23 protein-coding genes are annotated in these 25,414 nt (G+C 34.7%); 17 read left to right on the top strand and 6 right to left on the bottom strand.

Features of this window, described 5'->3' with window-relative positions:
- Positions 1 to 82: 82 nt before the first annotated feature.
- The gene (locus tag FHR29_RS15145) at positions 83 to 1,426 is read right to left on the bottom strand and encodes a Gfo/Idh/MocA family protein (protein WP_132772014.1); all 1,344 of its coding nucleotides are present in this window, start codon (positions 1,424 to 1,426) and stop codon (positions 83 to 85) included.
- Between the two features lie 253 nt (positions 1,427 to 1,679).
- On the opposite strand from FHR29_RS15145, the gene FHR29_RS15140 reads away from it, so the two are divergent.
- Both FHR29_RS15140 and FHR29_RS15135 read left to right on the top strand, forming a co-directional pair.
- Positions 1,680 to 2,792, top strand: a complete 1,113-nt coding sequence (locus tag FHR29_RS15140) for a phosphotransferase enzyme family protein (RefSeq protein ID WP_021189724.1) — start codon at positions 1,680 to 1,682, stop codon at positions 2,790 to 2,792.
- Positions 2,793 to 2,859: 67 nt separating this feature from the next.
- Positions 2,860 to 3,513 (top strand): carbohydrate-binding family 9-like protein, encoded by a 654-nt coding sequence (locus FHR29_RS15135; RefSeq protein ID WP_183915590.1) that lies wholly within the window; start codon positions 2,860 to 2,862, stop codon positions 3,511 to 3,513.
- 23 nt (positions 3,514 to 3,536) lie between these two features.
- On the opposite strand, the gene FHR29_RS15130 is transcribed toward FHR29_RS15135, so the two are convergent.
- The gene (locus tag FHR29_RS15130) at positions 3,537 to 3,875 is read right to left on the bottom strand and encodes a DUF2853 family protein (protein WP_021189726.1); all 339 of its coding nucleotides are present in this window, start codon (positions 3,873 to 3,875) and stop codon (positions 3,537 to 3,539) included.
- Positions 3,876 to 4,114: 239 nt separating this feature from the next.
- On the opposite strand from FHR29_RS15130, the gene FHR29_RS15125 reads away from it, so the two are divergent.
- The 6 genes from FHR29_RS15125 (at position 4,115) to FHR29_RS15100 (ending at position 9,066) form a co-directional block, all read left to right on the top strand.
- Positions 4,115 to 4,363, top strand: coding sequence for a type B 50S ribosomal protein L31 (locus tag FHR29_RS15125; protein ID WP_021189727.1), 249 nt, complete (start codon positions 4,115 to 4,117; stop codon positions 4,361 to 4,363).
- Positions 4,364 to 4,528: 165 nt separating this feature from the next.
- Positions 4,529 to 5,662, top strand: a complete 1,134-nt coding sequence (locus tag FHR29_RS15120) for a putative sugar nucleotidyl transferase (RefSeq protein ID WP_183915588.1) — start codon at positions 4,529 to 4,531, stop codon at positions 5,660 to 5,662.
- 6 nt (positions 5,663 to 5,668) lie between these two features.
- Entirely contained in the window at positions 5,669 to 6,436 is a 768-nt protein-coding gene (tpiA, locus tag FHR29_RS15115) for a triose-phosphate isomerase (protein ID WP_132772011.1), read from the top strand.
- Positions 6,437 to 6,445: 9 nt separating this feature from the next.
- The gene (gene prmA / locus FHR29_RS15110; RefSeq protein ID WP_132844055.1) at positions 6,446 to 7,288 is read left to right on the top strand and encodes a 50S ribosomal protein L11 methyltransferase; all 843 of its coding nucleotides are present in this window, start codon (positions 6,446 to 6,448) and stop codon (positions 7,286 to 7,288) included.
- 4 nt (positions 7,289 to 7,292) lie between these two features.
- The gene (locus FHR29_RS15105; RefSeq protein ID WP_132772009.1) at positions 7,293 to 8,663 is read left to right on the top strand and encodes a Mur ligase family protein; all 1,371 of its coding nucleotides are present in this window, start codon (positions 7,293 to 7,295) and stop codon (positions 8,661 to 8,663) included.
- Positions 8,664 to 8,736: 73 nt separating this feature from the next.
- On the top strand, positions 8,737 to 9,066 hold the full coding sequence (locus FHR29_RS15100; protein WP_021189733.1) for a helix-turn-helix domain-containing protein: 330 nt from the start codon (positions 8,737 to 8,739) through the stop codon (positions 9,064 to 9,066).
- 119 nt (positions 9,067 to 9,185) lie between these two features.
- On the opposite strand, the gene FHR29_RS15095 is transcribed toward FHR29_RS15100, so the two are convergent.
- The 3 genes from FHR29_RS15095 to FHR29_RS15085 form a co-directional block, all read right to left on the bottom strand.
- Positions 9,186 to 9,356 carry a hypothetical protein gene (locus FHR29_RS15095; protein ID WP_165902458.1) on the bottom strand — a complete coding sequence of 57 codons (171 nt, stop codon included), beginning with the start codon at positions 9,354 to 9,356 and terminating at the stop codon, positions 9,186 to 9,188.
- 153 nt (positions 9,357 to 9,509) lie between these two features.
- Positions 9,510 to 10,070, bottom strand: coding sequence for an SMC-Scp complex subunit ScpB (scpB, locus tag FHR29_RS15090; RefSeq protein WP_183915585.1), 561 nt, complete (start codon positions 10,068 to 10,070; stop codon positions 9,510 to 9,512).
- Positions 10,071 to 10,075: 5 nt separating this feature from the next.
- On the bottom strand, positions 10,076 to 11,200 hold the full coding sequence (locus tag FHR29_RS15085) for a CofH family radical SAM protein (RefSeq protein WP_132772007.1): 1,125 nt from the start codon (positions 11,198 to 11,200) through the stop codon (positions 10,076 to 10,078).
- Positions 11,201 to 11,466: 266 nt separating this feature from the next.
- Here FHR29_RS15085 and FHR29_RS15080 point away from each other — a divergent pair, with 266 nt between their 5' ends.
- The 8 genes from FHR29_RS15080 to FHR29_RS15045 all read left to right on the top strand — a co-directional run bounded on the left by FHR29_RS15080 (position 11,467) and on the right by FHR29_RS15045 (position 22,920).
- Positions 11,467 to 12,783: a D-alanyl-D-alanine carboxypeptidase gene (locus FHR29_RS15080; protein ID WP_183915583.1), complete on the top strand. Its 1,317-nt coding sequence runs from the start codon at positions 11,467 to 11,469 to the stop codon at positions 12,781 to 12,783.
- Positions 12,784 to 12,834: 51 nt separating this feature from the next.
- Complete coding sequence (locus FHR29_RS15075; RefSeq protein WP_183915581.1) at positions 12,835 to 14,133, top strand: MFS transporter; 1,299 nt, start codon at positions 12,835 to 12,837, stop codon at positions 14,131 to 14,133.
- Between the two features lie 24 nt (positions 14,134 to 14,157).
- A complete protein-coding gene (locus tag FHR29_RS15070) occupies positions 14,158 to 14,886 on the top strand; it encodes a (Fe-S)-binding protein (protein ID WP_132772004.1) in 729 nt (242 codons plus the stop codon).
- Positions 14,887 to 14,917: 31 nt separating this feature from the next.
- Positions 14,918 to 15,805, top strand: coding sequence for a sugar phosphate isomerase/epimerase (locus FHR29_RS15065; protein ID WP_132772003.1), 888 nt, complete (start codon positions 14,918 to 14,920; stop codon positions 15,803 to 15,805).
- A 343-nt stretch (positions 15,806 to 16,148) separates the two neighbouring features.
- Positions 16,149 to 17,732: a peptide MFS transporter gene (locus FHR29_RS15060; protein WP_183915580.1), complete on the top strand. Its 1,584-nt coding sequence runs from the start codon at positions 16,149 to 16,151 to the stop codon at positions 17,730 to 17,732.
- 61 nt (positions 17,733 to 17,793) lie between these two features.
- Entirely contained in the window at positions 17,794 to 19,386 is a 1,593-nt protein-coding gene (locus tag FHR29_RS15055; protein WP_132772001.1) for a peptide MFS transporter, read from the top strand.
- A gap of 182 nt (positions 19,387 to 19,568) precedes the next feature.
- Positions 19,569 to 21,335, top strand: coding sequence for a peptide MFS transporter (locus FHR29_RS15050; RefSeq protein WP_021189744.1), 1,767 nt, complete (start codon positions 19,569 to 19,571; stop codon positions 21,333 to 21,335).
- Positions 21,336 to 21,387: 52 nt separating this feature from the next.
- Entirely contained in the window at positions 21,388 to 22,920 is a 1,533-nt protein-coding gene (locus FHR29_RS15045) for a peptide MFS transporter (RefSeq protein WP_132844046.1), read from the top strand.
- A gap of 64 nt (positions 22,921 to 22,984) precedes the next feature.
- Here FHR29_RS15045 and FHR29_RS15040 read toward each other — a convergent pair whose 3' ends face one another.
- Positions 22,985 to 23,986 carry an acyl-ACP desaturase gene (locus FHR29_RS15040; protein WP_132771999.1) on the bottom strand — a complete coding sequence of 334 codons (1,002 nt, stop codon included), beginning with the start codon at positions 23,984 to 23,986 and terminating at the stop codon, positions 22,985 to 22,987.
- A 182-nt stretch (positions 23,987 to 24,168) separates the two neighbouring features.
- Here FHR29_RS15040 and FHR29_RS15035 point away from each other — a divergent pair, with 182 nt between their 5' ends.
- Positions 24,169 to 25,407, top strand: a complete 1,239-nt coding sequence (locus tag FHR29_RS15035) for a cysteine desulfurase (RefSeq protein ID WP_183915578.1) — start codon at positions 24,169 to 24,171, stop codon at positions 25,405 to 25,407.
- Positions 25,408 to 25,414 lie beyond the last annotated feature (7 nt).

Genomic DNA, 25,414 nt, shown 5'->3' with positions numbered 1-25,414 from the left:
AGATTGAGAGATCTCTTTTGTCAGGGCATTAGCCTTCGTCTATAACATAAAAAGGCTTCTATTTAGAAGCCTTTTTGTTATTTTACAATCCGCTATCATCTAGCATGAATGTGTTTTTCTTCGTTTTCCATTTTCCGGAAGTAAAATCAGGAAATTCAACAGTTTTATTACCTTGTTTAATTGATTCTGTTGATAATGGGAATACTGCACTCATTGTAACAGAGTCGTAAACATCGAAAGGAGTTTGTTTTCCTTGTTTGGTAGCTTGGATAAAAGAGTTGAAGACAAACCAGTCCATTCCACCGTGACCTGAGCCTGTTGCTAATGTTTCATACTTTTTCCAAATTGGGTGATCGTATTTATCTACCCATTCCTTTGCAGGGTCCCAAGTATGAGGTTTTGATTTCCCTTCAATATGGATACCTTGTGCAACGTCCATCCAGATTCCCTCTGTACCTTGAACACGGAAACCGATTGAGTATGGTCTTGGCAAGTGCGTATCATGTGTTAACATGATAGTCTCTCCATTTTGACACTGAATCATTGTTTGGGTGATATCACCATTTTTATAATTCAATTTTGCATTTGGATGACCTGGAGATTGTTTTTCAACATATGCAGCCAAGCCTCTCGCTTTACTCGAATAAGACGTAAGGTGTGTAAAACGATTTCCAGCATTAATATTAACGAAAGGAAGAATTGGACCTAAACCGTGCGTCGGATATAAATCACCATCTTGTTCTACGTTATATTTTGTGCGCCATTGTGCCTCAGAAATTGCTTTAGGGCCAAATTCTACACCTTTACCGTAGTAGCTTTTTCCATCATTAAAAAGAACTTCACGTAAATCATGTTGGTACCCACCTTCTAAATGAAGTAATTCTCCAAATAATCCTTGGCGGTGCATGTTAAGAACAGCCAATACATCACGACGATATGCCACATTTTCTAAAGTCATGTAAGGTTTCCCTGTTTGTTCAGATGCTTTTACTACATCCCAGTGATCTTGTACTGTTAGTCCTGCAATAACTTCGCAACCTACATATAGGCCTGCCTTCATGGAGTCAATTGCTTGATCTTTGTGGAATTCCCAAGGAGTTGCAATGATTACAGCATCTAACTTTTCTTTACTTAACATTTTCTTGTAAGCATCGATACCGCCTGTGTATTCTTTCGGAAGTTTAATTCCTTTTTTATCAAATTGCTTACGACATTGTGATAAAGATTCTTCTTGTGTATCACAAATTGCAACAACTTCAACATCGTCGCGGTTTAATGCGATAGCAACATGGTTACGGCCTCTAAGTCCTACTCCAATAAATGCTAACCTAACTTTACCATCTTTTGCAAATAAATCTGTACTAGAAAGGATACCCAGTCCAGCAGTTGTAAGTGCTGTAGATTTTATGAAATTTCTTCTGTCCATAATTTTTGTTCTTTTATAATCAGGATATTAAATATCCCTTTTAAGTTATATTGTGAGTTTAGTGTGATATAACTTAATTCGCTATCAAACAAATATATAAAATTGGAAATACAAACTTAATGTGCAAACGTTTGTCTAAAATGAAAAAAAAGAACAAACGTTTGTGTTGATATTTTATTAGCACTTTTCACAACTATTTGGGATATTGCAGTCCAGTTAAAAACTTAATTATTTATAGTTAGTATAATTTTTAATGTCAAATTCGAATCAAATGAATGGTCTGAAAGCAGCAGCAGCGTTTTCTTTAAGTGAAGATATCATAAGTGTGGAAGCTTTTGGTTCAGGACATATCAACGATACATATCGTGTAACAACAAGAAATACCATTGGTAAAACCTTTTTATTACAAAGGATAAATCATCATATTTTTCAAAATGTTGATGGTCTCATGTTAAACATTAAACATGTCACCGATCATTTAAAAACTAAAATTGCGCATTTACCAATTGAAATTCAAGAGTCAAGGGTACTCACTATAATTCCGACTAAATCAAATGATTTATATCATCTTGATGAAGATGGAGATTATTGGCGGATGTTTATTCTTATTGATGGTACCAAAAGCTACGATGTTGTGGAGACGACAACGCAAGCTTCAGAGGGAGGGAAAGCTTTTGGTCAATTTCAATTACAGTTGGCAGATTTAGATGCTACTCAAATTGTTGAAGTATTGCCAAATTTCCATAACATCCAGTTTAGGTTGGATAATTTAAGGAAGGCAATTGCGGCTGATTCACAAGGACGTGTTGAGGGCGTAAAAGATATTTTAGAATTTATCTTCTCTAGAGAGGACCGTATGCGAACAATTCTTGATCTAGCTTCTAAAGGAGATCTTCCTTTACGCATTACTCATAATGATACAAAATTTAATAATGTATTATTGGATCAAAATGATCAGGCGCAATGTGTGATTGATTTAGATACGGTCATGCCTGGATATGTAGCATATGATTTTGGAGATGCAATTCGTACGATTATTAATCCAGTGGAGGAAGATGAGAAAGACTTGTCTAAGATTGTTTTAAATATTCCTCTTTATGCAGCATACGCAGAAGGATATTTAAATGAAGCTAAAGAGTTCTTAACTGATATTGAGGTGCATTCTTTGTTAGAAGGCGTATTTTTACTGCCATATATGCAAGGTGTACGATTTTTAACAGATTATCTTGAAGGAGATCATTATTTTAAAACAAAGTATGATGATCATAATCTCGTTAGAACCAAAACGCAATTGAAATTGGTTGAAGAGATGGAAAGACAAGAAGAGGAGTTAAAAACTGCCATTAGTTCAGTTTTGCAAGATTAGTAATCAAATAGTAGAGAGCATTGATATTTCAATGCTCTCTTTTTGCTTTAATTTAGTATTATTGTATATGACAAATTCAATCATTATATCATCAATTAATCTGGAAAATAGTGATTTAAAGGGGTACCAATCTTTAAATGAATTATTACGTTCTACATCTTGGAATCATATAAATGTCGCGAACTGGAATGAAGATTACCCATATATTCCTCAAGCTAAGTTTAGGGTAGCGTATGATCAAAAGGCGATAATTATTCAATATGAGATCGAGGAAGAAGTTATCAAGGCACAATATCATGTACACAATGATAATATCTGGGAAGATAGCTGTGTTGAATTCTTCATTTCATTTGATAACAAAGAGCACTATTACAATTTTGAGTTTAATCCTATTGGAGCAGGGTTGATTGGGTATGGCACTAATGTGAAGACTGAGCGCTCGCGATTAACAGAAGAGCAAATTGATCAAGTTGATGTATTTAGTACTATTGAGCGTACTCGAACAGGCTCTAAATGGAGCTTGATTCAGTACATTCCATTTACAGCTTTTATACATAATCAAATTACAAATTCCTTTTTAAAGGAAAATAAGATTTTTGCTAATTTTTATAAATGTGGTGATCATTTACCTCGACCTCACTTTTTATCTTGGAATAAAATAGATCATCCAACTCCTAATTTTCATTTACCTGAATTCTTTGGTGAATTGATTTTTGAATAAGAGTTGGATGACTCTTATTCAAATTATTTGTATAAACTTTCTTTCTTGAATTTCTTAACAAGCAGTGCATACACTAATGCACGGTATTTGTTGCGGTTTGATTTGCCAATTTGAGTAAAAACTTCTTCAATAGCCGCATCTAATTTTGCATCATCTGTAAGGCCTAATTTTTTGATTAAAAAATTGTTTTTTAATCTTTTAATTTCTTCAGGATCAGAAGATGCGATTGTTTCAGCATCTGCTTTGTAAATAGAAGGGCCTAACCCTTTTGTAACAGATTCGATAAGAGAGTCTTCTAAGGATAGTTTTAATTTTTTTGCCTCTGCAATATATGCTGAGATTTTTTCATCTAATTTGCTCATAATGTGGTCTTGTTAAATTAAGTAGTTTCTAATTTATGTTTAAATTAAACAATATTCCTTAAATAAGGAATAAATATTATCTTTTTTTATGCTAAAATTGACTATATTTGCAGTAGGAGTAAAGGGTAAAAAATAAATACCTTATTTGGAATATTTGTTACGGAATATTCTTGCAAATAAGGTTTTAATAAATTATCTTTGCACCTCAATTATTGAATATACGTAATCATAAGATAAAAATGAAAAAAGATTTGCATCCTTCAAATTACAGATTAGTTGTGTTTAAAGATATGTCAAATGACTATTCTTTCATCACAAAATCATGTGTTGATACAAAAGAGACAATCACTTGGGAAGATGGTAATGAATATCCAGTTGTGAAATTGGAGATTTCTCATACTTCTCACCCTTTCTATACTGGTAAAATGAAATTGGTTGATACGGCTGGTCGTATTGATAAATTCCGTAGCCGTTATAACAAAAAGTAATTTTTGTTATCCTAAGGGTAGCACAATATTAAAACTCGATAATATCCATTATCGAGTTTTTTTTGTTATTTTTATAGGGTGATAGTTATCTTATTTGATCAGTCAACAGAGTCAAGGTACTTACAATGTTTTAATGGATTAGGGGATCTATTTAACTCTGATTCTTTGTGGCCCTTTACAGAAGTTAAACCTACCGCTTCATTACGTATTGGAATACTTCCATTGTTTGAAAAGTGGAAACATGCTTTAGATGCTGTTGTTTTATATGATTGCTTAGACAATTCTTTATCTATCGATGAACAGATTGCATTATCACCTTATGAAGCAGAGGAACTCTACTTTGTGTCTGTAAATGTTATTCCCAATGAATCCTTTCTTGAAAAATTAATTTCGTTGTCGAAGGGCCAGTATCTTAAGTCTGGTAATGATCTACTTGCATTAAGGGCTGATTTTGACGAGCCTTCTAAAGTGAGGGTGGCCCATATACCTTTTGATGAGACCCTCATTCGTGTCCGATTTATAGAAGATCTGTATTTACATGTTGGTCCGGAGATTATACGTGATTTTGAGATCTTGACAAAACATTTTTCAGGTGCACTTTATTCTGAGAGCAATACGGTGATTGGTGATCAATTGTATATCGGTAATTTCGTTGAGATGGAATGTGTGACTCTGAATACAAAGACAGGTCCAATTTATATAGAAGAGGGTGCTGTCGTTATGGAAGGGGCTAATTTAAGAGGACCATTGTATATTGGAAAGCATGCTGTTGTTAAGATGGGGACAACGATTTACGGAAATGTTTCAATTGGTGAATGCGCAGTAGTAGGAGGGGAGATCGCGAACTCAAGTATCGGGGATTTTAGTGCAAAAGGGCATTACGGATATTTGGGTTGTTCGGTGATTGGTGATTGGTGTAACCTTGGTGCGGGCACAACAAATTCAAACTTGAAGAATAATTTATCTCCTGTTGAGCTTTATGATTATTTATCGAAAGGATTGCGTGATACAGGATTGATGAAGTGTGGTTTATATATGGGAGACTTCAGTCGATCTGGAATACAGTCAGCTTTTAACACCGGAACTGTTATTGGTACAGGATGTATGTTAGCATTGACGGATTTTTATCCTAAATTTGTTCCGTCATTTACTTGGCTATACGGGGACATAAAGGAAGCTTATCAACTTCAAAAGTTTATTTCTGATTTAGAAGTTGTATTTTTATCAAAAAATAAAAGATTAGACAAGAGACTAATTGAAAGAATTATAGAAATTAATCAATCAACATTTAAAAACTAAAGTATTATGCGTAAGAAAATTGTAGCAGGAAACTGGAAAATGAATTTGGATTATCAGGATGGGGTTAGCTTGTTCTCTGAAGTTGTGAATATGGCTAAAGATGAAATTGTTGGTGACCAACAAGTCGTTGTTTGTAGCCCATTTATTCATTTACATAGTATTGCGCAATTGGCAAAGACGGCTTCTCATGTTGCTGTAGGTGCACAAAATATCCACCAGGCTGAATCTGGAGCTTATACAGGAGAAATTTCTGCAAGTCAAGTTAAATCTGTAGGTGCTGATTATGTTATATTGGGACATTCGGAGCGTAGAGCTTATTTTGGAGAAACAAATGCCTTATTAAGTGAGAAGGTTGATGCTGCGTTAAAGCATGGTTTGTTACCAATTTTCTGTATTGGTGAAACTAAAGAGGAAAGAGAGTCTGGAAAGTTTTTTGATATTATAAAAACACAATTGGCAGAAGGGGTGTTTCATCTATCCAAAGAGGAGTTTGCGAAAGTTGTGTTGGCTTATGAGCCAGTTTGGGCTATCGGTACTGGTTTAACAGCTTCTCCAGAGCAAGCTCAAGAAGTCCATGCTTTTATTCGTGCTACTGTAGCGGCTCATTATGATCAATCTGTTGCGGATGAGACTAGTATTTTATATGGAGGAAGCTGTAACCCTAAAAATGCAGGTGAATTGTTTGCACAACCTGATATTGATGGTGGATTGATCGGTGGAGCTTCTTTAAAATCAAGAGACTTCTTAGATATCGTTAAAGTTTTTAATAAGTAAAAATCTATTATGAAATATAGTGAGGTAATATTTACGCGAATAGTAGGGGAAGAGTGGCAACAGGATTTGTTTATTGCCGAGCTAGCTGATATAGGTTTTGATACTTTTGAAGATACTGAGACAGGGTTTGCAGCTTTTATTCCAACTGCAAACCTTGATCTTCAGGCATTGGAAACAGTTATTCTTCAACAAGAAGACGGTTTCGAGGTTCGTTATGAAGTGGTGGATATACAAGATCAAAATTGGAATAAGTTATGGGAAAGTAACTTTAGCCCGATTTTAATTGATAATGATTGTTATGTCAGAGCTAATTTTCATCCGGCTAAACCGGAAATTCGTTATGAAATAATAATAGATCCTAAGATGTCGTTTGGTACGGGGCATCATCAGACCACAACTATGATACTTCGTTATATCCTTGAAAATAACTTTCAGGATAAAGAAGTTTTGGATATGGGTTGCGGTACAGGTATATTGGCTATTTTAGCATCACAAAAAGAAGCAAGACATGTATTTGCTGTAGATTTTGATGATGTTTGTATCGCTAGTGTTGAGGAAAATAAGTTACTGAATAACGTTAGTAATATAGAATCAAAATTAGGTTCATATGAAACAATAATAGGTCGGGAATTTGACATCATTTTAGCTAATATAAACCGTAATATATTGTTGGAACAATTTCCGCAGTATAGCAAGTCTCTTCGATTAAACGGAGAGTTGTATATTAGTGGTTTTTTTGATGGGGAAGATTTATCAATTTTGAGAACGAGTGCAGAAGCTGTAGGTTTTGAGTTTGTTTCCAATAAAGTAATGGACAACTGGTGCTCGGCTAAGTTCGTGAAAGTAAAATAATAATATGCGCATACATTTTATTGCGATAGGAGGAAGTATCATGCATAACCTTGCTATTTCTTTGGAAAGGCAGGGGCATCAGGTCTCTGGGTCTGATGATCAGATTGTGGAACCTTCCCGTAGTCATCTCATTGATGCAGGTTTATTGCCTGAGCAACTAGGGTGGTTTGACGAAAAAATTACCGATGATATTGATGCTGTAATTTTAGGAGCTCATGCACTTATCAATAACCCTGAGCTTATAAAAGCGCAGGAGTTAGGGTTAAAGATTTATTCATTTCCCGAATTTATTCAAGAACTTTCTCAAGATAAAACGAGGGTGATCATAGCAGGTAGTTATGGTAAGACTACGATCATGAGTATGATCATGCATGTTTTAAAAACTCTTGAAAGACCTTTTGATTATTTAGTTGGAGCGCAACTTGAAGGTTTTGATAATTTGATCGAAATTACAAAAACAAACAAAATTATATTAATCGAGGGTGATGAAAATGTAGCTTCTAGCTTGAGCAATAAGTCAAAGTTTATGTTTTATAAACCAAATATTGCCTTGATTAGCGGTATAAATTGGAATGAATATAGCACGACAATAACTTTCGATAACTATTTAAAACAGTTTGAAGACTTTATTAATACGATAGAGTCTAAGGGAACTCTGATTTATAACAAAGAAGATAAATATCTGCAAAAGATTATAACAGATACTAAATCTTGTAAAATTAATCGGCATGGATATCAGATTCCTGAATATGCTATTAATAAAGGTACCACATATATTAAGTCTGTAAAAGGTGATATTCCTTTGCAGGTATTTGGGAAGCATAACCTTTCAAACATTGCTGGAGCATATACGGTTTGTGAGTGGCTTGGTATTAAGAAGGAGGATTTCTTTGACGCCATAAAAACTTTTAAGAGTTCAATTCGTTATCTGGAATTTGTAGCAAGTTTCGAGGGATCTGTTGTTTATCAGGATTTTGCTCATACTCCTAAGAAACTGAAAGCAAGTATTCATGCTATTAAAGAGCAATTTCCAAGTCAAAAGTTGGTTGCAATAATTGAATTAAACGCTTATGACAGTTTGGATGAGAAATTTGTCAGTCAATATAAAGATACGATGAATGAAGCGGATCTTCCGGTTGTTTTTATAAATATGGAATCAATTAAGGAGGTAAATAAGTGTACTACACATCTGTTGGAAGACATCCGAAACGCGTTCAATCGATCAGACGTGGACATTGTGACGAATTTAGGTGATCTCTACGATTTCCTTGAGAATTTTAAATCAAAAGGCAATAATTTATTGCTGATGAGTTCTGGCAATTACAGTGGGGTTAATTTGACCGAGCTGGCGGATCATTTTTTTAAGAATTATTAATAAAATTGCCTTAACACTTTGAATAAAAGATTTTTTATTTTATATTTGTTTTGTAAATAAAAAAATCTACCAAATGAATGCACTAGGAAAAAAAATTAGACTACTGAGACACCAAAAAGGGTGGAGCCAAGAGGATGTTGCAAAGAGATTAGATATCTCAATTCCAGCTTTTTCAAAAATTGAAACAGGAATTACAGATGTTAACCTTTCTCGCTTAAATCAAATTTCGAAATTATTTAATTTGTCAGTAGTTCAGCTTTTATCAACTTCCGATATGGAAGAGGATAAAGAAGCTATCAATGAATTGGCAGAATTAACTAAAAAATTGCAATCCCGTGAAACTGAAGTTATCGAGTTGCAAAAGAAAGTTATTGATCTTTACGAGCAATTGCATAAGAAATAGGTTTTATTCAATTTTGGGAATGAATAAAATAAAGGCTTGCAGATATTAATCTGCAAGCCTTCTTACTTTTTGACTGACAACGTAAGTTGTTTTCTATAGATCTTTGTGATTGATTTGGATTAAAATTCGTCTTCGTCTCCGAAATCGTCAAATTCTCCAATAGAGTCAATGTCTTCTAAATTAAAGTCATCTTCTAAGATATCATCAGAATCATCATCAGGTCCATTAAATGAACCAAATTTATCATCTTCTACATTCATAGATTCACTTTTCATCATTGCCGTGTTCATAAAATTATATTTTTTTTTGCTTATTTAATAATGTAAAATTATATAACAAAATTCGAACTTTAAACTTTTTTTGAAAAAAAATAATCAATCTAAAAGATTGATTATTAGTGTTATTCGGTGATTTGTAAATGCGGAGCAAAATTACTAATGTCGTTATTCGACGACCTCACCAATTTCATTGTCTACAGAAACGATATCTTTAAGTTGTGGTAGGTCTCTTACACCATTAATGCCGAAGTGGTTCATAAATTGAGCACTTGTGCTGTACAGTAGAGGTTTTCCTATTGAATCTGACTTCCCAGCAATCTGAATTAGTTTTTTTTCTAAAAGTCGTTGAACGGAATAGTCACAGCTCACACCTCTTATCTGTTCGATTTCTAGCTTTGTAATAGGTTGTCTATATGCAATGATTGCTAAAGTTTCCAATGCCGCCTGACTTAACTTTTTCTTGTCCCGATGCAACTGTAATTGATTGATCGTTTCATGGTAAGTTGATTTTGTCAAAAATTGGTAGCTGTTATTAATCACTTTTAATTCCAACACTTCATCTTCGCTTTGATGCTTAATGATGATCTTATCTATTAAATTTTGCAATTCATCTTTTGAAATTTCGATCGCTAAAGCTTCTTGCAATACATGTTTGATATCTTGCGGCGTAATGCCGTCTTCCGAAGCATATATAATTGCTTCTATGTTACGAATAATATCCTTCACTGATTTTAGTAATTGATGACTTGTTCTACCATATGTTCAGGAAGCTCGCGGAACTCATAACGCTGCGTTCTCAATTGGGGTTCAAATCCAGCTTCTTTGATCGCTTGTTGAATAGATTTTGCTGTAAATCTATGCGGAGCTCCAGCAGCGGATACTACATTTTCCTCGATCATGATGGAACCAAAATCATTAGCACCGGCGTGTAGGCATAATTGAGCAGTTCGTTTACCTACGGTCAACCAAGAAGCTTGAATGTTTTTAATATTTGGAAGCATGATTCTGCTTAAAGCAATCATACGGATATATTCTTCCCCGGTTACGTCATTTGTAATGCCTCTGAGCCTTTTTAGTAAAGTACCATCATCTTGAAATGGCCAAGGAATAAATGCTACAAAACCGAAGTGGTTTTCAGGCTTTTCAGTTTGAACTTCTCTAATCCAGACAAGATGCTCGAAACGTTCTTCAATTGTTTCGATATGACCAAACATCATTGTTGCTGAGGTTGGGAGATCAATTTGATGTGCTGCACGCATTACATCTAACCATTCTTTACCGCCACATTTCCCTTTTGATATAAGGCGTCGTACACGATCATTTAAGATTTCTGCACCTGCTCCTGGTAGTGAATCTAATCCGGATTCCTTTAGGGCTTTTAATACTTCAATATGAGATAGATTCTCAAGTTTAGCAACATGGGCAATTTCTGGAGGACCTAAAGCATGGAGTTTTAATGTTGGATAGAGCTCCTTTAATTGTTTAAAAATAGTCGCATAAAATTCTAAACCAAGATCCGGGTGATGTCCCCCCTGTAACAATAATTGATCTCCCCCGTACATAAAGGTTTCCTCAATCTTCTGTTTGTATGTTTCAAGATCTGTGATGTAACTATCTTCATGGCCAGGTCTGCGAAAGAAATTACAGAATTTGCAGTTTGCAATACAAACATTTGTGGTATTTACATTACGATCGATTTGCCAAGTTACCTTTCCATGAGGTACTTGTATTTTACGTAATTCATTTGCAACATAGCTTAGATCAGCTGTGGCTGCATTATGATATAAATATATGCCTTCTTCTTTGGTTAAGAACTCAAATTTTAAGGCTTTTTCTAATAAATTGCTTACATTCATTAAGAACAAATATAAGGACCTTTTACTTTATATTTATTGATTGTCTGTAAGTTTTCATTAATACTCATACGAAATGTTTGAAGTAGCTGATCATTAATTAAGCAATGTTTTTTAGTGTAATAGCTTTCTGCTTGTTTTCATATTGAAAGCGAATGTTTACTTTGGTTAAATAATAATTGTTTGGCTGTTTCCCTCATGCTCATTTATGGCCATGAGGGAAATAAGTAAAACCAGTATTATGTCTCAATTTTCGTAGTTTTACAGGGATGGAATTTTTTAAGAGAATATTTATTGTTTTAATTTTAGTTATTAATATTTATAATGTTAATGCCCAGGTGTTTAGTGATGTTTACGCTAAATTGCAGCAATCTCAAATACTTAATGATCATTTTTTTGGATTTTCCTTATACGATTTAGACAGTAATCGTTATGTTGTTGATATTAATGGTCACAAGCATTTTACACCGGCTTCTAATACTAAGGTTTTTACACTTTATACAGCTCTAGAAATGCTTGGTGATTCAATTCCTGGGTTACAGTATGTTGAAAAAGGTGATTCGCTCTTATTTTGGGGAACAGGTGATCCGACTTTTTTACACAGTAAAATGGATTCACATGTTGTCTACAACTTTTTAAAGAAGACAGAAAAAAAGCTGTTCTTTATTCCAACTCCTATGCAGAATCGTTTTTTTGCTGCAGGTTGGACAATGGATGATTTTGATTCTTATTATCAACCCGAAATTGCAACATTTCCAATTTATGGAAATGTCGTTACTTTTAGGGAGAATTCGAACAATGGTCTGAAGCTTGTTCCATACTTGTTTCAGGAGAAGTTAACGATTGATCATTCTTTAGATAAAGGTAAGTTTACACTAAGTAGATCATTTGTTGAAAATCAATTCTTACAATCTCGGGAAAAGGTACCTTCCAACTATGTTAACGAAATTCCTTTTAAATATTCGGATACTTTAGCCATTAGATTATTATCAGACACTTTAAATAAATCTATTCAGATCATTGAATATAGTAAACCAACTGAGGTAAAAACTCTTTACTCTAATGCTACCCGGTATGTTTTACGTGAAATGATGTTACCTAGTGACAATTACCTAGCTGAGCAAATTCTCATGATGATATCACTACAGAAATTTAAGATGTTTGATACTTATTTAGTCCGCAACTGGATGAAGGATCATTATTTTAAATATTACTCGGATGAAATTGTATTACATGATGGATCTGGGCTCTCTTCTTATAATAAGATAACGCCACAAAACATGATTGATGTTTTAGTGGCTATAAAAAATAAGCTTCCAGATGAATCTCAACGATTTAAACTTTTTTCTACAGGTGGCGTTGATGGTACATTAAAACGTTCATACAGTACTGACCGTGGTGTTCCATTTGTGTTTGCTAAAACAGGAACCATTACATCAGTTTACTGTCAAAGTGGATACTTAATAACCCGGTCTGGAAAAAAACTTGCTTTTTCTTTTTTAAATAATAATTTTATTGATGAAAGAAGCGCGATTATTAGAAAGGAAATGGTTAATATCATGACTTATATCAGGCAGAATTATTAATATTTCAGTTTATACTGCTTAATTATTATTTTTATCGACTAAACCTTCAGTATGTCTGTTATTAAAAAAGATAATAAAAAATTAATTCGTTCTTGGGCCATGTTTGATTGGGCTAATTCGGCCTACAATCTGGTTATTACATCAACGATTTTTCCTGTTTACTATACAACAATCACCAATACAAAAGAACATGGTGATGTGGTTAAGTTCTTTGGGTTTGAATTTGTTAATACGGCATTATCAAATTTTGCTTTAGCATTTGCTTATTTGGTCATGGCATTGACTTTACCTTTTATTTCTTCGTACGCAGATGCAAATGGCAAGAAGAAACAAATTATGAAGTTTTTTACTACTGCTGGAGCAGTCGCATGTATGGGACTCTTTTTCTTTAAACTGGAAACTTTGGAAGTTGGGATTATTTGTTTTGTGATTGCGGCGATGGGGTATATAGGCGGTGTTCTATTTAACAATTCTTATCTTCCTCTTATCGCTTCTGTGGAACAGCAAGATAAGGTGAGTGCACAAGGTTTTTCCTATGGTTATGTGGGCTGTGTTACCTTACAGATTTTATGTTTTATCATTGTATTGAAACCTGATTGGTTTGGAATTACTGATCCTTCTTTACCGGCAAGGGTTTCCTTTTTAATGGTTGGAATTTGGTGGTTGGGATTTTCTCTTATTCCTTTCAAATATCTTCCTAACATTCCGGCTACCCGAAAAGGTGAGGGTTTGTCATTAATTAACAAGGTAAAAGCAGAAATTTCTTCAGTTTGGGGGCATATTCAGCAGATAGAGGAGATCAAAAAATTTCTTCCCGCATTTTTCTTTTACAGTATAGGGGTACAGACATTAATGATTGTCGCATCGGCATTTGGAGAGAAGGTATTGCATTTGGGCGCGACTAAATTAATTGGTACTATTTTATTGATTCAACTTGTTGCAATTGCAGGTGCATTTATTATGTCGGCTATTTCAGCTCGTATTGGAAATGTTCGAGTGTTGATGTTAGTTGTGGTTATTTGGATCAGTATCTGCATTTCTGCTTATTTTTTAACAACCGAAATTCAATTTTATATATTGGCAGCTTTGGTTGGATTGGTAATGGGAGGAATTCAATCGCTTTCAAGATCGACATTTTCTAAATTAATTCCTGAAGGTATACAGGATACAACGGCTTTTTTCTCTTTTTATGATGTTACAGAGAAATTAGCAATTGTGGTGGGTTTGTTTTCGTTTGCGCTGATTGAACAAATGACACATAATATTAGATATTCGGCATTATCCTTATCTTTATTTTTTGTAATTGGATTGTTACTGCTCGCTCGTCTGTTGCGGTTCAATAAATCCTAAATTTAAATTTTAGAATATTAACATATGAAAGTTGAACTTTTTGTTCCTTGCTTTATAGATCAGTTGTATCCGGAAACGGCTTTTAATACTATTCGACTGTTAGAGAAAGCAGGATGTGAAGTTACTTATAACGCAGAACAAACATGTTGTGGTCAACCTGCTTATAATGCCGGTTTTTGGGATGAGGCAACAGTTGTTGGGCAAAAATTTTTAAAAGATTTTAGTGCAGATCATTATATAGTTTCGCCATCTGCATCATGTACCGGAATGGTGAAGCATAGTTACAATGATTTATTCACGGGCTCTATTGAGCAGTCACACTGTCGTTCGATACAGAAAAATATATTTGAAATTTCTGATTTTTTAGTAAATGTCGTTAAGAAGGATTATTTTGGTGCTGAGTTAGAGGGGATTGCTGTTTATCATGATGCATGTTCAGCATTACGAGAGTGTAAAATCAAAGATGAACCGCGGCATTTATTAAGTAAAGTCCTTGGTCTAGAAATGGTAGAAGTAAAGGATAGTGAAGTTTGCTGTGGTTTTGGTGGGACATTTTCAGTAAAATTTGAAGGAATCTCTTCTGCTATGGCAGAGCAAAAAGTAAAAAATGCCATGGATATGCATGCTGATTACATTATTTCGACAGATGCCTCATGCTTACTTCAGTTACAAGCATATATCGATCAATATCGATTACCAATAAAAACTATTCACCTGGTTGATGTTTTAACAGCTGGTTGGGGTAATATTTAAAAATAAAGAACTTAAACTAAATACTATAATTATGAATTCAAGAAGAGATTTTCTCAAAAATTTGGGTTTAACGGCTGCCGGAGTGGCCTTAATGCCGAGCTTAGATTTGCTGGCAGCACCTAAAAACTGGTTCGATATTTCATTAGCTGAGTGGTCATTGCACAAAACATTATTTAAGGGAGATCTTAAAAATATCGATTTTCCTGAATTAGCGGCAAAAAAATTCGGAATTTATGGAGTTGAATACGTGAATGCTTTTTTTAAGGATAAAGCACAAGATATGACGTATTTGAAAGATCTTAATAATCGCGCTAAAGACAATGGTGTTCGTAACGTTTTGATTATGATCGATGGCGAGGGTAATTTAGGGGATGAAGATGCTACTAAACGTAAGCAAGCTGTTGAGAATCACTATAAATGGATTGATGCGGCAAACTTTTTGGGATGTCACGCAGTACGTGTAAATGCCGCTGGTAAAGGTACTCCAGAAGAAGTTAAAAAAGCTGTAGTAGAAAGTTTATCTACTTTGGCTGATTATGGTAAAAAATCAAAAATAAGTGTTATCGTTGAAAATCATGGTGGTATTTCATCACATGGCGATTGGTTAGCAGATACTTTAAAAACTGTAGGTAAAAAGAATTGTGGAAGTTTACCTGATTTGGGTAATTTTTATGAGTATGATCGTTATCAAGGTGTTCAGGATTTAATGCCGTATGCCAAAGGGGTGAGTGCTAAAACACATGATTTTGATGCAAATGGTAATGAAACTCAAATTGATTACGCACGCATGCTTAAAATAGTAAAAGATGCTAAATTTAAAGGTTATATCGGTATCGAATACGAAGGAAGCAATATCAGTGAAGAAGCAGGTATTTTTGCTTCAAAAAAATTATTGGAGCGTTTACGTCCAACAATTTAATACTTAAGTATAATAGCGTACAAAACTTTTAGATAGCTGAAACCCTTTATTTATGCAAATGCATAAATAAAGGGTTTTTTGTTGAATTTAAATCTCTATTAGACTTATCTGTGGGAATGATTATTTTTCTAAGCTGTGAAGAAACTGCGTGTCATTGTATTACTTTAAGACCATTTAGTACCTGTCTCATGTCGCTAGCATGTTGAAGTATGACTTTTAAATGCTTAAGATAAGGCAAAAACAGTTTTATGAAAAATTCGATTGTTTATACGGCAACTGAATTAAATTAGTATTTTGCAACTCCTTATTTAAAGAAAAACAAATATTAAAACAAACCAAAAATATGAGTCAGGTAAAAGATGATGCTCTTGCCACGCATTTGCATCAGCTGCAAGTAGAAAACATTTTAGTAAAAGGTCATCCAGCGGGTTTATTTGTTTTATTTTTTACTGAAATGTGGGAACGTTTCAGTTATTACGGTATGCGCGCTTTGCTGACAATTTTCTTAATTAGTGAAATTTCAAGTGGGGGATGGGGATGGACGAATGCTGAAGCGATGAAGCTGTATGGTCTTTATACTGGTTTTGTGTTTTTAACTCCGCTCATCGGAGGAGTAATTGCTGATCGCCTGCTTGGATATAAAAATGCAATTTTAATTGGTGCCTTAACGATGACCATAGGTCACGCTTCCATGGCGTTGGAAGGAATAAATTCTAATTTTTTCTTTCTAGGATTAGTACTTATGATTTTAGGTAATGGAATGTTTAAACCCAATATTGCTTCGATGGTTGGAAAATTATATCCCGATTCTAGTAGTAAGAAAGATGCCGGTTACACTATTTTTTATATGGGTATCAACGGTGGTGCATTTTTGGGTATGATGTTATGCGGTTATATCGGGGAGAAAGTTGGTTGGCACTTTGGTTTTGGCTTAGCAGGTGTTTTCATGTTCTTGGGTATGTTGCAATTTTATTTTGCTCAAAAGATATTTGGAATTATAGGCGATTCGCCCCAATTGCAACAAGTTGATCCGGTAAAAGAAATAGATGATCCTAATGAGTTAAAAACACCTGCACATGTAACCCGTGACCGATTAATTGTTATCGGTATTTTTATGTTTGCGAGTATTATTTTTCATTTAGCTTTCGAGCAAGCTGGAGGATCAATGACAATTTTTGCAAAGAATTACACTCAACGTGTTCTCGAGGGAAATACTGCGGTTATTTTTAAATGGGTCGATGCGGCTTTGACGGTATTTCCAATACTCGTAGTTTCCGCCGTTTTATTTGCTTTAGCAAAAAAGATCTGGTCCAAGTATCCACTTATTGTCATATGTTCGGCACTTTCATTTTTAATTATCTGGATACTTTGCGGTTGGAAATTATTTAGGGAATTCAATTCGGTGAGTTCTGAAGTTACTGTCTCTTGGTTTCCAATGCTAAACTCGTTTTTTATCATCACTTTAGCGACCTCTTTTAGTCGTATCTGGGAAAGAGTTTGGAATCCTTCGGGGCCTATAAAGCTTGCTTTAGGTTTAGCAATTGTTGGTTTAAGTTTTGCAGCGTTGGCCTATGGCAGTTTAGCTATCCCTCAAGGGGCTAAAACAGCTTCAGTGAGTATGATCTGGTTGGTATTGGCTTATTTTCTTCAGACAGTTGGAGAGCTCTGTTTATCACCAGTTGGTCTTTCTTATGTAAGTAAATTATCGCCTCAGAAAGTCATTGGTCTTCTATTTGGTATCTGGTATTGCGGAAATGCGATTGCCAATTTTATAGGAGGTTTTATAGGTTCTTACATAGATGATATTACGGCAACACACTCTATGTCTTATTTCTTTGGTATGTTTACCGTTGTTTCTTTTATATTTGCCTTAATATTGGTTTTGTGTAGTTCGGGGATTAAGAAAATGATGCACGGTATTCATTAATCCATAACTTTTTGTTAATTTGCTAAAATTTTAAACTTAGATAACCCTATTAATATATTATATGTATCAAGAAAGAGATGAAGCTCTTGTTATCCATTTGAAAAAACAAGGTGTGGACGATAAGATGGTAATTGGACATCCTGCGGGATTATTTGTCCTATTTTTTACCGAAATGTGGGAACGTTTTAGTTATTATGGCATGCGTGCTTTACTGACATTATTCTTAATCAGTTCTCTTGCTGATGAAGGATGGGGATGGAGTAATGAGGAAGCCATGAAGCTTTATGGACTTTATACTGGTTTGGTTTATTTGACACCATTAATTGGTGGAATGATAGCTGATAAGTTGACTGGATTTAAAAAAGCAATTTTAATTGGTGCATTGATTATGACCATGGGCCACTTATCTATGGCCTTTGAAGGGATAAACCAAAATTTCTTTTACGTTGGTCTTGGTTTAATGATTCTTGGTAATGGTATGTTCAAACCAAATATTTCCTCCATGGTTGGAAATCTTTATCCAGATGCTAGTGCTAAGAAAGATGCGGGATACACGATATTCTATATGGGTATTAATGCGGGATCTTTTCTTGGTATGTTACTTTGTGGTTATATTGGAGAGAAGGTTGGCTGGCACTACGGATTTGGTTTAGCTGGTGTTTTTATGTTTTTTGGAATGTTGCAATTCTACTTTGCCCAGAAGATTTTTGGTGTCATTGGTGAGTCTCCAAAAGCTACCAAAGCTTTTCATGATGAAAAGATAAAAAATCACGAAGAAGAACCTGAGGAAGTGATTCCTCCAAATGTGGTAAGGGACCGTTTGATTGTGATTGCGGTATTAATGATTGCAAGTATCGTTTTCTTCTTAGCATTTGAGCAGGCAGGAGGATCAATGTCTATTTTTGCTAAAGATTATACACAACGTGTTCTTTCGGGAAACACAGCTACTACTTTTAAATGGATAGATACCATTTTAACCATTGCACCAATGGTTATTGTTAGTGTTGTCTTGTTTGCATTAGCAAAACGTATCTATAAGCAATACCCATTAACTATTATATTTACAGGAATTTCATTTGCAGTTATCTGGTGTTTAGGTTTATGGAAAGTTTTTAGAGAATTTGGTGCTACAGAAACAGAAGTAGCTGCTTCATGGTTCCAAATCTTGAATGCTTTTTTTATCATTTCATTAGCAAATTCATTTAGTAAGTTTTGGGAAAAGGTATGGAATCCATCAGGTCCAGTGAAATTTGCGTTAGGACTTGCTTTGGTAGGTGTCGGTTTTGCCGCTTTAGCTTACGGAGCGAGTGAAATACCTCAAGGAGCTAAGACTGCAACTGTGAGTATGATCTGGTTGATTATTGCTTATTTCTTTCACTCTACAGGAGAATTATGCTTATCCCCAGTTGGTCTATCTTATGTAAGTAAGCTATCTCCTAAGAAATTATTAGGTCTATTGTTTGGATTTTGGTTCTGTGCATCTGCAATCGCTAATTTTATAGGTGGTTACTTAGGTTCATATATTGATAAAATTACTGCTGAACATTCTATGTCATACTTCTTTATGATTTTTGCCATTGTTCCAGCAGCTACAGCTTTAATTTTATTAATTCTAAACCCAGTGTTAAAGAAAATGATGCACGGTATCAATTAATCTGTGCTCATTATATAATATTTAGAAGAGGCGTTTCGGTAGAGACGTCTCTTTTTGTTTTTAAATGATGCCTTATAATAGAGATAATACAATTATTCAGTAAAAAATGCGATTGTTTTTTGTTTCTTTGTAGACTGTTAATACATTTTTTTAATACGCATAAATAGATTTAAATTATTGATATGAGTCAAGCATCTAAGGCTTCATTTTCAGGAGGGACGACTTCTGATTTTTATAAATCAAATGTTTTAGGACAACGATCGGGATTATTTGTCCTATTCTTTACCGAAATGTGGGAACGATTTTCGTTCTACGGTATGCGGGTATTGTTGATCCAGTTTTTGACTGCTGCAGTTCTAAAAGGAGGCTGGGCATGGAGTGCAGAACAAGCCGGTGCATTATACGGTACATATGCGATGATGCTATATTTAACTCCAATTTTGGGTGGTATTATTGCCGACAAATATATTGGATCACGTAAAGCTGTAATTATTGGATCTATTATCATGACAATCGGTCATGCTTCAATGGCATTTGATACACAGATGATGTTTTTTATTGGTTTAGCCTGTTTGGTGATCGGTACAGGTTTCTTTAAGCCTAATATGCCATCCATATTAGGTGAAATGTATAAGGATCTACCTGAAAAGAAAGATGGCGCTTATACGATCTTTTATATGGGGGTCAATGCAGGGGCATTTTTTGGTATGATGCTTTGTGGTTATATTGCTGAAACACAAGGATGGCACTGGGGTTTTGGTTTAGCCGGAATTTTTATGCTTTTAGGAACATTACAATTTGTGTTTGCTAAACCTTTGATGGGTAATCTAGGGATATTAGGTAAAGCGAAAGACTTAAGTGCTGAAGATAAATTGTTAGAAGATGCTGACAAAAGAAATCCTTTTACTTCTCTTGATTACATCTTAATAGCTATTATCTCGATCATAGGATTTTTATATGCTTTTAATGATCCATTGTCTAAAAATGGTATTATAGATATGTTTAGTGCATTGGACTTACCTTTCCTGAGAGGTCAATACCTGATGATCTTTATTGCTTTAGTTCTTTTCATCTATTTAATTGCATCTCGTATAGGACGATATGATAAAGTTGTAAGGGATAGAATGATAGCTGTGGTATTTCTAGCATTCTTTTTAATATTCTTCTTTATGAGTTTTGAGCAGGGAGCTACTTCATTGGTTATAGTTGCTCGGGATTATATCGATAGAAGTTTAACTGGTGCTGCTTTGACTACTTTTAATATTGTAAATGCGTTATTAACGATTGTTCCTTTGGGACTTATATCTTGGGTATTAATCAAGTTAGCAAAAGCGACATGGAATAAAATTGCTTTATCTAATATCATTTTGATTATTTGTTTTGTACTTATTTGGGGTGCAGCAATCTGGATGTTGAAAAATGAGTTTTCTAAAGAAGCTTCGGAGATTACTGTTTCTTGGTTCTCAACATTAAATTCCTTTTTTATTATTGCTTTAGCTTCAACGGTTTCTAAACTATGGGAGTCTAAGTATAATCCTTCTGCCGCGATGAAATATGGTTACGGTTTAATTTTAGTAGCGATTGGATTTTTGGTCATTGGTTTAGGCTCATGGGGAATTGGTGAGGGTGTTAAAATCTCCATGATTTTTCTAATTCTTACTTATTTATTCCACACTTTGGGTGAGTTATTTATCTCTCCGGTAGGTCTTTCTTATGTTTCGAAACTTGTGCCGGGCCGTATGCTGGCTTTTATGTTTGGTATCTGGTATTTAGCTATTGCGATTGCGCAAAAAGTTGCCGCCGTATTAGGTGGACAAGTGGAGACTATTCAGCAGGAATACTCCTTAAGTCACTTCTTCTTTTTGTTTACTGCTATTCCAGCAGCAGCAGGTTTGTTAGTAATGGTATTTAATCCTATTATTAAAAAATTGATGCACGGCGTTAAATAATGAAATCTGATAGAGCTTCCTTTTTAGGAAGCTCTTTTTAATAATAATCGAAATGTCAAAACAAGGACAACAAACATTAGAACAGGTTCAACATTTTGAAGGAAAATATCCAAAACAGATTTGGAGTTTATTTTTCTCGGAAATGTGGGAACGCTTTTGCTTTTACGGTATGCGGGGTATGCTGGTTTTCTTTATGATCACGCAGCTTAATTTTGCAGAAAAGGAAGCAAATTTGCAATACGGAGCGACTCAGGCTTTTGTATATGCTTTTACTTTTATCGGTGGTTTATTTGCTGATAAAATATTAGGATTTAGAAAATCTCTTTTTTGGGGTGGTACTTTGATGATTGTAGGTAGTGCATTATTAGCAACAGATCCACATCAATTTTTCTTCTTCGGATTAGCATTTATCATTATCGGGACGGGTTTTTTTAAGCCAAATATTTCAACAATGGTTGGTGAATTATATCGCTCGGATGATAATCGAAGAGATGCGGGATTTTCATTATTCTATGCTGGGATTAACTTAGGTGCATTCCTAGGTGGGTACATTTGTGTTGCAATTGGAAAGGGGTATATGCTAGCTTCAGTAATTGATGAGGCACATCGTTGGAATGTTGCTTTTGGTCTAGCTGCTATCGGTATGCTGATCAGTCTCATTAATTTTCATTTTACCAAGTTTCACTTAGGACCTATCGGTTTAAAGCCAGGACATCCAGATGCTATTGTTAAAGTTAAGGCATTACCTAAGTGGGCAGAATATGCTGTTTATCTAGCGACTTTATTATTAATACCGTTAGTGCAGGTGATGGTTTCTAAAACGGAGTATACGGATATTTTTATGTACCTAATCGGTCCATTGACATTAATATACTTGTTCTATGAAATGACAAAATTGAATAGGGTCGAAAGAAATAAATTGATTGCCGCTTTGGTCTTTATCTTATTTTCTATCATTTTTTGGGGAATTTACGAACAGAGTGGTGGTTCATTGAGCATTTTTGCAGCAAAGAATTTGAATGACTCCATGTTAGGTGGATTATTTCATTTAGATCCTAATGGCGTTAATAATTCGGGAGGAGCATTTTTCATTATTATTTTGGCTCCAATTTTTGGACTATTATGGATTTGGCTGTCGAAAAGAAAGATGGAACCGAATACCATTATTAAATTTGGTTTAGGATTTATTTTTCTAGGTTTAGGTTATTACGTATTATTTGGAACTAAATTTTTCGCACAGGATGGAATCGCATCTTTAGATATCTTTACGTTAGCGCTTTTAGTGATCACTGTTGGTGAATTGTGTTTATCGCCTATTGGTTTATCTATTATGACTAAACTGTCGCCAGGGAAGCTGCAGGGCATTATGATGGGGATGTGGTTTTTAGCTAGTGCTTATGGTCAATATGTAGCGGGTTTAATAGGAGCTAGTATGGCTGAAGCTCGAGAAGGTGATTCTTTGGCGGATAAATTAATCACATATACGGATAGCTATAAGCAACTGGGGGTTTATTCATTAATAGCCGGGGTGGTTTTAATTGCTTTATCACCATTGGTGAAGAAATTAATGGGGGGAGTGAAATAATCTACTTCTCCATAATTTTGTGAAATAATAAAAAAGCTCGATAATTTATTATCGAGCTTTTTTATTATTTCTGATCGTAGATCCATTTAAACTTATATTCCGTTTCTGGAACCTTCATTCTGTCTGCTAATCTAAGTAAGCGATCTGGTAATCTCATTAGATAATCTCTCGCTTTTTCTCCTTTTTCATTTAAACCGGTCACTTGATCGATTTTCCAATCAGCATTTAATTCTTTTAATATATCAACATAATCAATTGCTGTATAGATATTGAGACGTTGTGCTGCATCAGAAAAGTGCGCAAATGCTTCCCCTTGTGGTTCTCCAGACTCTCTTAAGAATTGAGCAGGCATAACAATTTTCTTACGCATCATATCTTCAAAAGCAATCATTACTTCACTAGGGTCAACGACTAATGCATGGGATATAAATGACATATATGCTTTGGCATGACGTGCTTCATCTGAAGCAATAACACCGCACATTTTTGCTAATAATTTATCACCGCTCTTTTTGGAGAGACCTGCGACGCGGCGGTGAGAAACATTGGTTGCTAATTCTTGGAAAGATGTGTAAATAAAGTTACGGTAAGGGTCTGCCCCGGTACCAATATCAAAACCATCTTTTATTAAATATTGTGTTGAGATCTCGAATTGACGCATATCAATTCTTCCTGATAAATATAGATACTTGTTCAGAAGGTCACCATGACGATTTTCTTCAGCAGTCCAAGCACGTACCCATCTCATCCAGCCACCTTGTTCATTTTTCTCTACATCCTCAACCATGGTTAACCACGATTCGTATGTAGGTAACGCTTCTTCTGTAATGGTATCACCAACTAATACAGCAACTAAATCATATGGAAGTTCTCTTGCACTCTCTTGTAAATCTCTAATTTCTTCAAAAAATGTATCTCTAGAAGCATCTGGTAGAAAATCTGCAGGTTGCCACATTTCGTCTACAGGCTTTAAATAATCGCTCATCTCGTTAAGCATGAACGGTTCCAAATAGCTCATAACTTCTTTTCGTGAGCCTTCGGGTAAATTTAGAGGTAATTCTTGCATATCAATACAAAGATAATTAAATAGGTTCAATATTAATTGTATTAGAAAAAAGATTATACGTTTATGTGATAAAAATCAAGTATAGAGGTGGATTAAAAAATTGTGACAAATGTACCGCTATATTTAAAAAGTAGATAACGAAGACATTTTTTCGCTAAAATACTGTTAACTTTGCTCATATCATGGAGCAAAACAAATTGAAAGATTTCGATGTAAGTAAGATAAGAGCAGACTTTCCAATACTTAAAAGGGAAGTCAATGGAAAGCCTTTAGTTTATTTAGATAATGGAGCGACGACTCAAAAGCCGCAGTCTGTTATTGACGCAATAACTCATTATTATTCAGATATGAATAGTAATGTTCACCGAGGAGTTCATTATTTAAGTCAAATTTCCACGGACGCTTTTGAAGTGACTAGAAGGAATATTCAGTCTTTTATAAATGCTAAGCATGAGCATGAAGTCATTATCACTACAGGTACTACCCATAGTATTAATATAATTGCGACTTGTTTTGGTAAAGCGAATATTGGTTCTGGTGATGAGATCATTATTTCTGCAATGGAGCATCATTCGAACATAGTTCCTTGGCAGATGATCTGTGAAGAGAAAGGTGCTATTTTAAAGGTTATTCCTATGAATGAGCAGGGGGAACTGGATATCGAAGCTTATAAAGGGTTGTTCTCTGAAAAAACTAAGATTGCTTCTTTTACTTATGTTTCAAATTCATTAGGTACGATCAATCCTATTAAAGAGATGATTGCTATAGCACATGAACATCATGTTCCTGTTTTATTAGATGCAGCTCAAGCTATTCAACATATAAAAATTGATGTACAAGATCTAGATGTCGATTTTCTTGCTTTTTCTGGACATAAAATGTATGGCCCTACGGGTATTGGAGTTTTATATGGAAAAGAGGATGCTTTGAATGCTATCCCTCCTTACCAGGGTGGGGGAGATATGATTAAAGAAGTGACTTTTGAGAAGACAACGTATAATGAATTACCATTTAAGTTTGAGGCGGGGACACCAAATATTGAAGCAGGTATTTGTTTAAATGCTGCTATTGAGTACATTAATGCTATCGGTATTGATGAGATTGCTTCTTATGAGGAAGAATTATTGACTTACGCACAAGAGCAATTGGAAACTGTACCAGGAATCCGTTTTATTGGTACAGCGGCTCATAAGAGTTCGGTAATCTCTTTTCTGATTGATGGTACTCACCCTTATGATGTTGGGGTTATTTTAGATAAGTTAGGAATTGCAGTTCGTACAGGACATCATTGTGCGCAGCCGGTTATGAACAAATTCGGTATTCCAGGTACAATAAGGGCTTCATTTGCCTTGTACAATACGAAACAAGAGGTGGATACTTTAGTTGCTGGTCTAAAGAGGGCTGCAAATATGTTAGTTTAAAAAATAT

Origin of the sequence: Sphingobacterium sp. JUb56, from assembly GCF_014191365.1 — a bacterium.
Lineage (GTDB): Bacteria > Bacteroidota > Bacteroidia > Sphingobacteriales > Sphingobacteriaceae > Sphingobacterium > Sphingobacterium anhuiense.
Note: the sequence above shows the minus strand (reverse complement) of the source record. Positions and strands in the feature narration are given on the sequence as shown.